This is a genomic window from Candidatus Palauibacter sp. (genome assembly GCF_965208055.1).
Classification (GTDB): Bacteria; Gemmatimonadota; Gemmatimonadetes; order Palauibacterales; family Palauibacteraceae; genus Palauibacter.
In genome coordinates, this window is the sequence record NZ_CBDBNY010000004.1 from 2,155,410 (window position 1) to 2,168,768 (window position 13,359).

Genomic DNA, 13,359 nt, shown 5'->3' on the forward strand with positions numbered 1-13,359 from the left:
GGGGACCCCCCCCGGGGAAAGGCGCTCCGACGAAGGAATGGTGACCATGAACGCTTCGGCATTTTTCGATTCTCTTGTCCGCCCGGCCGTCCGCCCGGCTTCGTTCCTCGCGGCGGCGGTCCTCGCAACGCTCGCTTCGGCCGGCCCGACGGCGGCCCAGGAACCGCCGGACACCGTCGTCGTGGTCCAGGAGCTCGAGGTCGTGGTGGGGTCGCGGGCGGGGGTCGCGGATCCCGCAACGCTTTCCGTCCCCGTGGACATCTACAGCGCCGAGGAAATCGCGCGGCTCGGCGAAGTCGATCTCGCAGAGGTCCTGGGCAGCATCGCGCCGTCCTTCAATTCCACGCGGTTGTCCGCCGGCGATGGCGCGGCGCTCCACGTGGCGACGTTGCGCGGCATGAACGGCGACCAGGTACTCGTCCTCGTCAACGGCAAGCGACGGCACGGAGTCGCGTTCGCGAAGCTGCTCGCGGCGGCGGGCCAGGGGACGACGGGCACGGACCTGCGTGCCATTCCGGTCCACGCCATCAAGCGAATCGAAGTCCTCCGCGAGGGAGCGGCGTCGCAGTACGGCTCGGATGCCATCGCCGGCGTCATCAACATTGTGCTCAAGGACGACGCGAGCGGCGTCAGCGCGGCCACCCTCCTCGGCCGAACATCGCGTGGCGACGGCTTGAGGCTGTTCACTTCGGCCAACGCCGGGGTTCCGCTCGGAGACGGCTTCTTCAACCTCACGATGGAGGTCGCGCGGCAGGAGGTCACGAACCGGGCGGGCGAGGCGCCCACCTGCTTCGGTCCCGACCCGTCCTACGGTCCCTGCGCGGACGGCGGGAAGGTCATCCAGCTGCAGCGAAACGGCGAGCCCGACTACAGGGGCGCGGCTTTCATGGCCAATGCCGCGATTCCCGTCGGCGGGTCGGCCGAGTTCTATGCCTTCGGGGGATACTCCGGACGCGAGGCGGTTTCGGACGGCCTGTACCGCAAGGCGGACTGGGTGCCTCGCTCGGTCAGCTACGTCTACCCGGATGGCTTCTTCCCCATCGAGGAGTCGGACCTCATGGACAAGTCCGCGGTGGCGGGGCTGCGCGGCGACATGGGCGAGTGGTCGGGAGATCTCAGTCTCGGGTTCGGGCACGGCCGATTTGCCTTCGGCGCGGCGAATTCGATCAACCCGTCGTACGCGGCCGAGTTTCTGGCGAGGAACCCCGGGGCCGACGGAGCCTCCATCGCTGCCAACGCTGGACCCAGAGACACGTTCAGCGGCGGGCTCAACGTGCGCCAGTGGACGCTGAACGCCGACGCGACGCGGGAACTCGAGGTGGGTTCGACCCCGGCGTTTCTGGCCGTCGGCGGAGCGTTCCGGAGGGATTCGTACTGGATGGAAGCCGGCGACCGGGCCTCGTGGGCGTGTGGACCGAGCGATACGCCCGGCAGCTTTCCGGCCGCCCATCACCAGAACGACGGGACGGCGTACGCGAGCTGCGGGATACAGGGCTACCCCGGCTACAGCCCGGCCTCGGCCCGGCTGAGCGAGCAGGATCGGAACAGCGTCGGGGCGTATGCGGACATGGAGTTGCGCTCGCCGAGCGGGCGGACGCTGGGTGGCGCCCTTCGTTATGAGCACTACACCGACGCGGGAAGTTCGCTGACCGGCAAGCTGGCGGGCCGCGTGGAGTTGGGCGAAACGGGCGCCGCGCTCCGCGCCGCGGTCTCCACGGGCTTCCGGGCGCCGCGGCTGCCGCAGCGGGGCTTCAACACGATCGGTTTCGTGGGCGGCAGCGAGGGTCTGGTGAGCGCCGGATTCCTGCCCGAGGGCGATCCGATCGCGTGCTCCGACTTCGGGGCCTGTGCGCTGAGCCACGAGACATCGGTCAGCTTCACGGGCGGACTCGTCTATTCCCACGACGCCGGCCTGCTGGTGACGGCGGACTACTACCGTGTCGCCGTCAAGGATGCGATCGCCCTGACACAGAGCCTGAATCCGAGCCACGGGCTTCGGCCCGGCGCGCAATTCCAGGGTCGGCCCGTGGATGCCGTGGCGTTCTGGACCAACGCGATCGACACGCGCACGCAGGGGTTCGACGTGACGGCGAGCTGGCGCTTCCGCGGCATGGACTGGGGGGCCGCGGACCTGTCGGCCAGCCTGCACCGGAACCGCACGAAGATCACCGCCAACCGCAACGCGGACTTCATCGGAGACACCCAGCGGACGCTCATCGAGGACTCCCAACCCGGACGGCGAATCGGCGTCAGCGCCGACCTGCGTTTCGCACAGGGGTTGGGCGCGAGGTTCGGCTTGAACCACATCGGCTCCGTCACCACGCCGTTCATCTTCGAAGAGAACGTCACGATCGACGCCGCGGCCATCGCCGACCTGGAGGTCAGCTTCCGGGTGGGCGGCCGCATCCAGGTGGGCGTCGGGGCCAACAACCTGTTCGACCGTCTGCCGAACCGGCTCCCGGACGACGCCGTGGCTCAACTCTGGACGATGGAGTACCCCTCGGAATCGCCCTACGGCGTGGCGGGACGAATCTGGTACATGCGGGTGAACGTGATCGGGAACTGAGAGCGGCGGCCGGCGGCGGCGGATCACCGCCCGGGCAGGCAGGGAGAGTGACCCCGGCTGGACTCGAACCAGCGGCCTCGGGATTAGGAATCCCGCGCTCTATCCACCTGAGCTACGGGGCCGGATCGGCACCGAGTCGCCACGACGCATGCACCGGGCTTCGGAAGCCGCGCCGGGAATCTAGCGGCCGGGCCGGAGGGCGGCCAAGCGATCCGGACACCGCGACGGGGCGCACCGTTTGAAATCCCCCTTTCGGGGAGAGAGATTGCGCCCACCCGGCCGCGCCAAACCGTCCGCCTCCCCGGAATCATCACATGCAATCTGCAGATACGCTCATCCTCGGCCCGCTTCTCGTCACGATGGACGCCGAAGAACGGATCCTCGACCCGGGCGCCGTCGCGGTGCGGGACGGTGTGATTGTCGCGGTGGGAGCGCGCGGGGACCTCGAAGGCGTCACCGCCGCCGAGACGATCGACGCCACCGGGAAGCTGGTCATGCCCGGGCTGGTGAACGCGCACACGCACCTGGGCGACTCCCTCTTCCGGAGTCTGGTGGAGGAGTTGCCGCTCGAGGCGTGGCTGGAGCGGTTGTGGATCTCCGAGCGCGCGTTCGTCAGCCGCGAGAGCGTCGAACTGGGGGCACGGCTCTCGATGGCGGAGATGCTCCGAGGCGGCACCACATGCGCGCTCGACATGTTCTGGTTCCCGGAGGCGGCCGCCGACGCGGCGCTCGGAGCCGGCTTCCGGCTCGTCACCGGCCCGATCTTTTTCGACTTCGACGGACCTGACGGCGTCTCCGTGGACGCTCGGATTGCGACCGGAGAACGCTGGCTTGAGCGCTACGCGACCGAACCGCTGATTACTCCGTGCGTCCAGCCGCACAATGCGCTCACGGTGTCGCCGGACGGTCTCCGGGCGGCGCGAGATCTCGCTGGCCGCGCCGGGGCGCTCTTTCACACGCACTGCTCGGAGACGGCGACCGAGGTCCGGCAGACGATCGAACGTTTCGGGCACACACCCGTCGCCCACCTCGATGAACTCGGCATCCTGGACGGCCCCACCGTACTTGCGCACTGCGTCCACCTGGCGGACGACGATTTCGCACGTCTCCGGCGCTCCGGGGCGGCGGTGCTCCACAACCCGCTCTCCAACCTCAAGCTCGGGTCGGGGGTCGCGCCGGTCGCACGCCTGCTGGAGGAGGGCATTCCCGTGGCCCTCGGCACGGACGGGCCGGTGAGTTCGAACGATCTCGACATGTGGACCGCGATGCGCTTCGCGGGGCTACTGCAGCGGGGCGTTCACATGGATCCTGTGCTCACGCCGGCGCGCGACGTCGTCCGCATGGCGACGACGGTCGGGGCGGAGGCGCTGGGGCTGGGAGATCAGGTGGGGCGGCTGGCGGAAGGCTACCGGGCCGACCTCATCCTCATCGACCTCGCCCGCCCTCACCTGATGCCGATGTACGACGTGTACGGACATCTCGTCTACGCGGTGGGCCGCGACGATGTCCGCTCGGTGATGGTCGACGGCCGCTGGGCCATGCGCGACCGGACCCTCGAGACGATCGACGAGGCCGCCGTCCTGGCGGACATGGGGCAACTGGCCGCCGAAATCGAGCACCACGCCGCCCGCCTCGAACCCGCCTGAGTCAGAGAGAGAAGACGAGTCCCGCCATAACGGAAAGGACACGGGTCTTCGCGTCCTCCAGATCCTTCAGACCCAGGTCGTACAGGGCCTCGATCGACACTCCCATGCCGTCCGAAACACCGACTTCCAGGCCGGCGCCGCCGGACACTCCGAAATCTGTGCCCGGCCAGTCGAGATCGGCTTCGTCGCAGTCGGCGCCTATGCTCATGTCTTGTGCCTCGACGGACATGCTGCAGCCGGAATTGAATCCCACGAACGGTCCGGCGAGGAGATAGGCCGCCACCCGACGGCCTTCCATGGGCAACGCGGCCCTGGCAAGAGCCGAGAAACGGAGGTAGTCGAGATCAAGCCCGGCTTTGATCCTCGCGTCTGGCGGCACGCCGTCCTGATCCAGGCCGGGGACGAACCCGGACAGGTCGAGTGCAAAGCCACCCCCCGCCTGAACGTAGTCCCCGCTGAACCGGATCCCGAGGCCGCCTGTGACCGGGGCGGTCGCGGACACTCCGAAACGGGCCCGCGATCGCGATTCTTGAAGTACCGGTATTGGCGTGTCTCCGAACGAGAGCGTGCCGCGGGTGAGGCCGGCGCGGAAACCCACCACGGTCTGTCCAGCCAGAACGGGAAACCCGTGCCTCGTGTCCGCAGCAAGGAAGATTCGGCCCGCCAAATGCTCCGGCGAAGGCCCCACGCGCCGAAGCCCGCCGTTCAAGGGGAGGCGTCGTTCGCGGGGACGATCGCGGGGAGGATGCGGTCCTGAAGCGCGGTCCAGCTGGAGAGTTCGGGTTGTTCGTGCAGCGTCCAGCCGTTGAACACGGAGATGAGATCGTGTTCGGGGACGACGTGGATGAACTGCCCTCCGTATCCGTTCCCGGCGAATACCCGCGTTTCGCCATTCTCGTGCACAGGCACCCACCACTGGTATCCGTAGCCCGTGTCGGGCCGGTCGTTATCGGGCGCCACGTCGGGGACGACGGGTGAGGTCGACGCTTCGACCCATTGCCGGGAAACGATCTGACGGCCGTCCCATTCCCCGCCCCGCAGCATGAGGTATCCGATCCGGGCCAGGTCGTGCGTGGAAAGGTAGAGGCCGCCCTCGCTGTCCACCTCGCCGCCGGGGGTGATCTTCCAGTAGTACTCTTCGATCCCGATGGGACTGAAGAGGCGTTCCTCCGCCCAGGCGTCCAGCCGTTGCCTCGTGGCCTGGCGCACGATCTGCCCGAGCAGGACGCTCACTCCGTCGTTGTAGTCGAAGCGCGTGCCTGGCTTGGTACCCACCGGCTGCGCGACGACGTAGTCGATCCACCGGTCGCTCGCCTCAAGGATCGTCGTGGGGTGCGTGTCATCGTCGTACGTCTGGCCGGGGACCGCCCAGTCGATCCCGCTCCGCATGGTCAGGAAGTCCTCCAGCGAGGCGGCGGCGCGGCGCGGATCCGCGAGATCGACGTCATACATTTCGAAGTACGGCCAGACCGGCGCCTCGACATCCGGGATGTGGCCCTCGTCCACTGCGATCCCCAACGCGACCGAGGTCACGCTCTTGGTCACGGACTGGAGCGAGTGCAGGTCGGTGTCTCGGTAATACGGGTGCCACGACGGGTGATCGTAGTTGTACTGATGGTCGGCCGTGTCCTGCTGCGCGGCGAGGAGTTCGGCGTACGCCTCGGAGCGGTCCCAGTGCCGGTCGGCGATGACGCGGCCGTTGCGGATGAGAAGGAAGTGGTCGATGAGGCCGTACCGACCCGCGTCGATATCGGCGATGAGCGAGTCGATCGCGGCAGGGTCGACGCCTTCGGCCTCCGCAGTGGAAACGGGCCACGTTTCTCCCGGCCAGCCGGGGCCATCGGTTTCGATGTTCGGGGTGCAGCCCGCGAGGGCGAGCATCCCCCCGCAGAGGAAGGCCTTCATGATCGTCCGCGTCATCGGAGGGCAGCGGCGACGTTGCCGCCGTCCACGGTGAGGATCGCACCTGTCGTCGCGCGGGCGAGTGCCAGGGAGACGAACGCCTGCGCGACGTCCCCGGCTCGGACCTCGCGGCCGAGGAGGTTGCCGCGCATGTAGGTATCCTCCGTCACGCCGCGCGCTTCGGAGCGGGACGCGATCATCTCGTCGGTGAGCACGCCGCTTCGGATGCGGTCCGCGTTGACCCCGTTCGATCGGATGCCCTCCCACCCGTGTTCGATGGCGTACTGGCGCACCAGTCCGAGGGTCGCCGCCTTCGGTAAACCGTACGGGCCGAAGTCCGGGCCCGGGTTGACCGCCTGCTTCGAGACGTTGAAGAGGAGGCAGCCGCCCGTCCGCTGGGCGCGCATCATGCGCACGGCCGCCCGCGTGACGCGCTGGTGGGCGAAGAAGTTCAACTCGAAGCTCTCTCGAAGCACGTCGTCCGACACGTCGGCCATGGGACCGCGCCAGGCCGCCCCGGCGTTCGAGACGAGGATGTCGACGCCGCCAAAGCGGGCGGCGACGGTGGCGAACGCGCCGTCGACGGACGCGTCGTCCGTCACGTCGCATGGGACGGCGAGCCCCGCACCGGCCGCGCCGGCGGCGTCGAGCGAGCGACCCGGCAGGTCGAAGAGGGCCACCTCGGCGCCGGCGGCCCGGAACGCCGCGGCCGTGGCCCGGCCGATCGCGCCGGCGCCGCCCGTGACGGCCACGACGTGACGGGCCAGCGCCTTCTCCTTCGCGCCGGCCAGTTTCGCCTGTTCGAGCGACCAGTACTCGATGTCGAACAGTTCGGCCTCGGTGATGCTCTCGAAGCGGTCCATGCTCTCCACGTCCGTGATCACATCGACGGTGGTCTCGGCGAGGTCGGCCGCCGCGGCCGCGGCCCGCGCGTCGCGGCCGCTCGCGAACAGCCCCACGCCCGGCACCAGGACCACGCGCGGACTCGGGTCGAGCATGCGCTTCGTCCCGCCGTAGCGCGGGTTGTGGCGCCTGAAATAGGCCGCGTAGGCCTTCCGGTAGGCGTCCACCGCGGCCCGCGCCTCCCCGGTCCAGGCGGCAAGGTCGCCGGCGCGTGGAGCGGGGAGCACGACGGGGAGCGGCTTCGTGCGGATCGCGTGGTCGGGCGTGACCGTGCCGACCTGACTGTAGCGCGACAGGTCAGCGCCGCCGACGTAGGCGAGCACGGCCGGGCTGGCCCGGTGCTCGAGGATGAAGCGCTCGTACTCCGTGGCGTCGCCCTCCCGCGGGTTCGCCAGCATGCCGCGGATGGCGGGCGCGACCTCGCTCGCGGAGGCCACCGCGCCAGATCCCGCGCCAGACGCCGCACGAGGCGCCGCACCACGTGCCTCGGCGGGGGCGAACACGGTCCTGCGCCCTCCCTCGATGCGCGCTTCGGCGAGGCTGACGAACTCGATCATGAGTTCGTACGCCTCGTGCGCCGTGTCCCCGAAGGTGAACAGCCCGTGCTTCAGAAGGACAAGCCCCTCCGCTCCAGGGTCCGCATCGAAGGCGGCCTTCGCGGCCTTCGCGAGATCGAAGCCGGGCATGATGTAGGGGACGATCGCGGCGCGGTCGCCGTAGACCTCGCGGCAGATCTCCTCCCCGCCGGGCTGGTCCGTGAGCACGAGGGCCGCGTTCGCGTGCGTGTGGTCGATGAACGTGCGCGGCACCCATGCGTGCAGGAGCGTCTCGACCGAGGGGTTCGGCGCCTTCGAATCGAGCAGATTGCGGCGCTGCAGGTTCACCATGTCCTCGTCGGACAGGACGTCGATCTCCGCCAGCTCCAGGAGCGGGTCGAGTTGCACCGCCGGGAGGCCGGGCGGCTCGATCGTCCCCATGTCCCACCCGCTCCCCTTCACGTACAGCACGTCCAGTTCGGCGCCCGTCACGTCGCGCGCCCTCGACTTGACCGATGTGTTTCCGCCCCCGTGCAGCACGAGCCGCGGCTCGGATCCGAGGAGCCGTGTCGTGTAGACCCGCAGCGCGAGGTCCTCCCCCACGCCTTCGGCGGCGTACCGCTCGACGAGGGCCGCGGCCTCGCGGTCGTTCCACATGCTTTTCATCTCATGCTCCCCGTCGTCGTGGGACTCCCCCGCCACCCGGCAGGGTCTGGTCCGCCACCGGCAGAGACGGTACCGACCTCCCCGGAACTCGTCCAGCAGCGTAGGATGGCGCGGTTCCGGCGCCTACGGCCTCACGCGCCTGTCGCTCGTCGGCACGCTCACCGGACTGCCCGTGACGCGGAGCGCGGAACCGGCAACGCCTCGTTCGACGAGGAACTCCAGGGGGGCCGAACTATTCGTTCAATCCCTGGACGCAGTCTCACCCTCAAGATGACCCGAATGTTTGCCTTCCGAGACGGCGAGGAAGGCGAGGGATCACCAGAGAACCGGCGCCGGATACGCCGAGATCGCCTCGTCCGGGGTGACGATCGTCAGCCCGTTCACGATGGCTTGGGCGACGAGTCCGCGATCGAACGGATCGGAGTGCAGGGGGGGCAGCAGCACATCGTGAGCGGCCGAGGGCTCGTCGAAGGCGAGCGGCTCCAGCCGCAGCCACTCGCGCCGGCTGGACACATAGCGGACGGGGGTCTCGGGGAGCGGGAGGCGGCCGAGCCGATGCTTGATCGCAATCTCCCAGGCCGAGAGCGCGCTCAGGTAGACCGTGTTTTCCGGGCTCCGGCAGGCCGACCGCGCGGTGTCCGTCAACTGGGGATCGGCGGCGGCCAGCCACAGGAACGTGCACGTATCGACGAGCAGCTTCACGGTTCGCCGGCGGCTCCCTCGAACGCCCGCAAGACTTCATCCGGAAGAGGCTCGAAGAAACTCGCCGGCACCGTCATGCCCCGGTCGATCCCGATCGGGCGCTCGCGCTCGGGCGCCGCACGCAAGGGACGGATCTCCGCAATCGGCACGTTCCGACGGCACAACGTGACCGTCTCCCCACGCTCGACCCGGGCCAGGTATCGCGACAGGCCGGCTCGAGCTTCGGCGATGTTGACCTTGATCATGTACAAGAACCTATACAACTACCTGTACAGGTTCAAGGTCCCGGAGTCCTCGGGCTACCCGCCGGCCGTGGTGACGGCCTCTTTCTTGTCCGGGTGGACGGGGGACGTCTCCCACTCGTACTCCTCGCCCAGCACCCAGCGGTAGTACCAGTCCAGTTCGACGTTCGCCTTGAACAGGCGCTGCTGGAGTTCGACCCAGCCGTGTCCCTGCTCCGGCGCCACGTAGAGGTGGGTCGGGACGCCGTTGTGCTTCAGTCCCTGGTACAGTTCGACGGACTGCGGCATCGGTACGCGCTCGTCGTTCTCCCCGACGAGCACGAGGGTCGGGGTCACGACCTTGTGGAGGTCGAAGAGCGGCGAGTCGGCCATGTACTGCTCGATCGGGGCGTCCTCCGACCACGGGGTGCCCCCGAACCACGGCGTGCGATAGATGCGGACGTCGGACTGCGCGTACATCGACATCCAGTTCACGGCCCCCGCGCCGGAGGACGCCGCCTTGAAGCGGTCCGTCCAGGTGATGATCTTGTTCGTCATGTGGCCGCCGGCGCTCCAGCCCATCTTCGCCATGCGGTCGCCGTCCACGAGTCCGCGCTCGATGAGATGGTCCACCCCGGCCATCACGTCCTTGTGCGCCTGGTCGAAATAGTTGCCGATCATGTTGCGCAGGAAGGCGTCGCCATATCCCGTGGACCCGCGATAGTTGGGCTTGAAGACGAACCATCCACGCGCGGCGAGCACGGTCTCGTAATTGCTCGAGCGCGCGAAGCGGAACTTGTCGGAGGACGGAGGGCCTCCGTGCGTCTGCACGACGAGCGGGTAGCGCACGCCCTCCTGATAGTCGATGGGATAGAAGATGAGACCTTCGACTTCGACGCCATCCTCGCCGGCGTACTGCACGGCTTCCATGCGCGGGAGGAGGAACTCTTCGGCGAGATAATCGAAGAGGTGGGTGACCTGCCGTGGCTGCCCCGCTCCGGCCATCGCCCACAGGTCCCCGGCGTTGGTCGGACTGCTGACGGAATAGAGGTGCGTGCCCGATGAAGGGTGATAGTCCCAGGCGCCGACCGAGTGGTCCCCCTCGGTGACCGCTTCGGCCCGCCCCGCATCCGAGGCATCGGCGGGCACGGAGTAGACCTGCTGGCGAACGCCGGTATTCGCGCGGAAGTAGATCGAGCGTCCGTCGCGCGACCATACTGCGGCGTTGACGTCGAAGCTCCCTCCCGGCACCACGGAGACGGGGTCGCCGCCATCGGTCGGGACGACGAACAGGCGCTGGTTGAAGTAGAAGTCGCTGAGTTCGTCGTTCGTGTTCGCGACGAAGAGCGCGTGGCGGTTGTCCGGGGAGAGGGACGCGCCAACCTCGCCCACGTGATTGTCGGTGATCCGGCGCGCGCCCGCCCCATCGGGGTTCATCACCCACAGTTCCGAGTTGAGCAGGTCGTCGAAGAGGGCCGTGGGCGCCAACTGCACGAGGAGCAGCGTGCCATCGCGCGAGGGCGAATACCCTCGCACCATCAGGCCGGGCTCCGTTACGCGCTCCGCGGGCCCGCCCTCGCTCGAAACGCGCCACAATCCGGTCGGCCGCTTGTCTTCTTCGTAGCGGAACACGTTGTCGTTGACGGCTTCGCGCGCCCTCTCGGCCTCCGACTTCTCGTCGACCGCCGTGAAGTAGATCCAGGCGCCATCGCCGGACCACGAGATCGAACTCACGGGCGTCAGGTGCTCGCTCACGGCGCCGGCCTCGCCGCCTCGGGTCGGCATCACGAACACCTGGTTGTGCTCCGTGCCATGCCGGTTCGCGACGAAGGCGATGCGCGAGCCATCGGGAGACCAGCGCGGGCTCGATTCGCCGCCCTCGCCGTTCGTCATGCGCGTCGTGCCGGAGCCGTCCATCGCGACGCGCCAGATGTGGGAAACCGTGCCGTTGGCTTCCCAGTCGGTGTCCGTCCTCACGTACAGCACTTCCGATCCGTCCGGCGAGATCCGCGGATCGGCGAGACCCGGGATGTCGATCAGATCCACGATCGTCATCGCGCGGCGTTGGCCGGAGACGGGGGCGGTGGAGACGAGAACGGCGAGGATTCCGAGTCCGAGAATGCGGCGAGACATGGGCAGACTCCTGCGGTTGGCGGTGGCCCGTCGCGGTACATCGATGTTGGTAGGGTCGTCGGCGGGTGACAAGAGCCCGACCCCGCACCCGGAAGGTCCCGCCTGTGGCGCCGGGCGTGCAGCCGGCGGCGGCCCGCGACTAGATCGTGGTGTCGAGAAGGGCGGCGAGATGTTCATCCGTGAGACCGTCCATCTCGAACAGCGACACGCCGGCCGCGCCCGCCTCCCGCGCGGTCGCGACGGCCTCCGCCAGCCCGGAAGGATCGAGCGCCGGCAGGTAGAGTCCGGCATTCAGCGGCGTGGCGGCTCCCCCCCGCACGTCACGGCCCGCGGCCTCGAGGGCCGCGATGCCCTCGCGCACGCCTTCGCCGATCCAGGGGATGTCCTCAAGGTAGAAACTCTGGTAGAGCATCGGGAAGAAGCGGTCGAGAGGCCACCGGTCCCAGTCCTGGCGGACCAGCGTGCGAGCGATGGAAGGGGTCGGAAAGACGGCGGCCGTGATGGGCTTCCCGTGCTCGTGGGCCGCCTCGGCGAGTTCGCGCACGACGCCCGTCACGGAGTCCCACCGGAAGCGGCGCCAGGCCTCGTCGGCGGGCGGATCGGGGATCTGCAGCGGATCCCTCCCGTCCAGGGCGCGAAACTGCTCGCGGCAGACGCCACAGTAGCAGAAATCGAACTCCGGGTGCTCGACATCCTGTACGAGGTCATAGGTCTCCCAGAGCGCGCGCGGGAGGATGACGTCGCAGTGGCGCACGTAGTCGAGGTGGACGCCGTCCACCGCCGGGTGGGCGGCGAGGTCCGCGATGCGTCCGCGCAGGTATTCGCGCACGGGGCCGCGCGAGGGGCAGACCCACTTGTAGTACCCGACGTACGGGGGGTGATCGAGCGAACTCTCCAGGTTGCGGCTCACCGTGAACCACTCCGGGTGGTTCTCCTGCACCCAGGCGTCGCCGTTGCGGTTCATCGTCCAGAACCAGCGGTGATACTCGAGTCCCTCCGCGCGGGCGGCTCCCGAGACCAGATCGACATCGCCGCCACCCACGAGGACCGCGTGGAAGCCGGCCTCGCGCAGGCGGGCAAACCTCTCGCGCCAGGCGGCGGTGTCACGGTCGCGGTTCCCGTGCACCCACGTCCACAGCGTGAAGGGCGCTTCCGGATCGGGCGGGAAGGCGCAGGCGGGGAGCGCCGCCCCCAGCGCCGCCGCGCCGCCGGCGGCCCGGACGAACTCTCTGCGCCTCACGGCGACACGTCCCGGGCGGCGACGAAGCGCACGACGCCCCACTTCTCCGGTATGTGCATGTCGATCTCACCCTGCGGGGACCACACCCAGTTCTCCTCTGGATGGTCGCTCCAGTCCTCGGGTTCCCGCTCCTTCCGGTATTCGCCGTCGGCGACCGCGAGGGGCCACTGCACGCGCGAGAAGTTGACGCGCCAGACGTCGCCGGGCCGGGGAGCCGCGACCGCGGCGTCGGCGGGTGCGCCGGGGGGGCGGAGCGCCGACCAGGGGATCGCGATCTCCATCGACCAGCCGGTGTCCTGGTCGGAAGGGTCGTTCAGCGTGCCATCGAGTTGCACCGCGGTACGCAGACCTTCGATGTCCCACGCGATGTCCGCCTTTCCCTTTCGGCGGTACGGCTTGTCGAGGAAGAGATCGAACTCTGTCCCGAGCGCGTTGATCTCGAGTTCGTAGTAGGCGAGACCGTCGCCGTCCGGATCGAGGAAGACCTCGAAGTCGTGTTCCCGGTAGACGATGGCGTCGCGGTCCGCGAGCGTCGCCCAGAGGTGCGGTTCCTCGAGTTCGGCACCCACGTAGAGGAAGCGCTCATCCCAAACGATTTTGGCGCGCGTCCCGAGGTGGGGATCGCGCCAATCCCCGCCGCGAATGTCGACGAAGGGTTCCGTCCAGGACGCGCCGCGCCAGGCCGCGTCGTCCAGCGATCCGTCGATCGCGGGCGGGGAGACGGCGGGCGGCGCCTCGTATTCGCGCACCGCCGCCGGTGTCTGGCCCGACGCGGAGAGGCCCGACGCGGCGAGCGCGACCGGCGCAACGAGCGCGCTCAGGAACGCCCGTCGGGCCGGCGCGG

The 13,359-nt window shown here is 69.0% G+C and carries 10 protein-coding genes and 1 tRNA gene; 2 read left to right on the top strand and 9 right to left on the bottom strand.

What is annotated here, in order from left to right:
• Positions 1-46 precede the first annotated feature (46 nt).
• Positions 47-2,566 carry a TonB-dependent receptor plug domain-containing protein gene (locus ACOGXI_RS09500; protein ID WP_419938617.1) on the top strand — a complete coding sequence of 840 codons (2,520 nt, stop codon included), beginning with the start codon at positions 47-49 and terminating at the stop codon, positions 2,564-2,566.
• A 48-nt stretch (positions 2,567-2,614) separates the two neighbouring features.
• Here the strand turns inward: ACOGXI_RS09500 and ACOGXI_RS09505 are convergent.
• Positions 2,615-2,688 (bottom strand) — tRNA-Arg (locus ACOGXI_RS09505).
• Between the two features lie 192 nt (positions 2,689-2,880).
• On the opposite strand from ACOGXI_RS09505, the gene ACOGXI_RS09510 reads away from it, so the two are divergent.
• Positions 2,881-4,212 carry an amidohydrolase gene (locus tag ACOGXI_RS09510; protein ID WP_419938618.1) on the top strand — a complete coding sequence of 444 codons (1,332 nt, stop codon included), beginning with the start codon at positions 2,881-2,883 and terminating at the stop codon, positions 4,210-4,212.
• A 1-nt stretch (position 4,213) separates the two neighbouring features.
• Here the strand turns inward: ACOGXI_RS09510 and ACOGXI_RS09515 are convergent, their stop codons facing one another.
• The 8 genes from ACOGXI_RS09515 to ACOGXI_RS09550 form a co-directional block, all read right to left on the bottom strand.
• On the bottom strand, positions 4,214-4,879 hold the full coding sequence (locus ACOGXI_RS09515) for an outer membrane beta-barrel protein (protein WP_419938619.1): 666 nt from the start codon (positions 4,877-4,879) through the stop codon (positions 4,214-4,216).
• Positions 4,880-4,917: 38 nt separating this feature from the next.
• Complete coding sequence (locus ACOGXI_RS09520; RefSeq protein WP_419938620.1) at positions 4,918-6,132, bottom strand: serine hydrolase domain-containing protein; 1,215 nt, start codon at positions 6,130-6,132, stop codon at positions 4,918-4,920.
• Positions 6,129-8,219: a bifunctional aldolase/short-chain dehydrogenase gene (locus tag ACOGXI_RS09525; protein WP_419938621.1), complete on the bottom strand. Its 2,091-nt coding sequence runs from the start codon at positions 8,217-8,219 to the stop codon at positions 6,129-6,131. The genes ACOGXI_RS09520 and ACOGXI_RS09525 overlap by 4 nt, the downstream gene beginning before the upstream one ends.
• Before the next feature lie 315 nt (positions 8,220-8,534).
• A complete protein-coding gene (locus ACOGXI_RS09530) occupies positions 8,535-8,921 on the bottom strand; it encodes a type II toxin-antitoxin system VapC family toxin (protein WP_419938622.1) in 387 nt (128 codons plus the stop codon).
• Positions 8,918-9,166: a type II toxin-antitoxin system Phd/YefM family antitoxin gene (locus ACOGXI_RS09535; protein WP_419938623.1), complete on the bottom strand. Its 249-nt coding sequence runs from the start codon at positions 9,164-9,166 to the stop codon at positions 8,918-8,920. Before ACOGXI_RS09535 ends, ACOGXI_RS09530 begins: the two co-directional genes overlap by 4 nt.
• Positions 9,167-9,220: 54 nt before the next feature.
• Positions 9,221-11,275 (bottom strand): S9 family peptidase, encoded by a 2,055-nt coding sequence (locus ACOGXI_RS09540; RefSeq protein ID WP_419938624.1) that lies wholly within the window; start codon positions 11,273-11,275, stop codon positions 9,221-9,223.
• Positions 11,276-11,414: 139 nt separating this feature from the next.
• Positions 11,415-12,515: a Tat pathway signal protein gene (locus ACOGXI_RS09545; protein ID WP_419938625.1), complete on the bottom strand. Its 1,101-nt coding sequence runs from the start codon at positions 12,513-12,515 to the stop codon at positions 11,415-11,417.
• Positions 12,512-13,264 (bottom strand): carbohydrate-binding family 9-like protein, encoded by a 753-nt coding sequence (locus ACOGXI_RS09550; protein WP_419938626.1) that lies wholly within the window; start codon positions 13,262-13,264, stop codon positions 12,512-12,514. The genes ACOGXI_RS09545 and ACOGXI_RS09550 overlap by 4 nt, the downstream gene beginning before the upstream one ends.
• Positions 13,265-13,359: the final 95 nt, after the last annotated feature.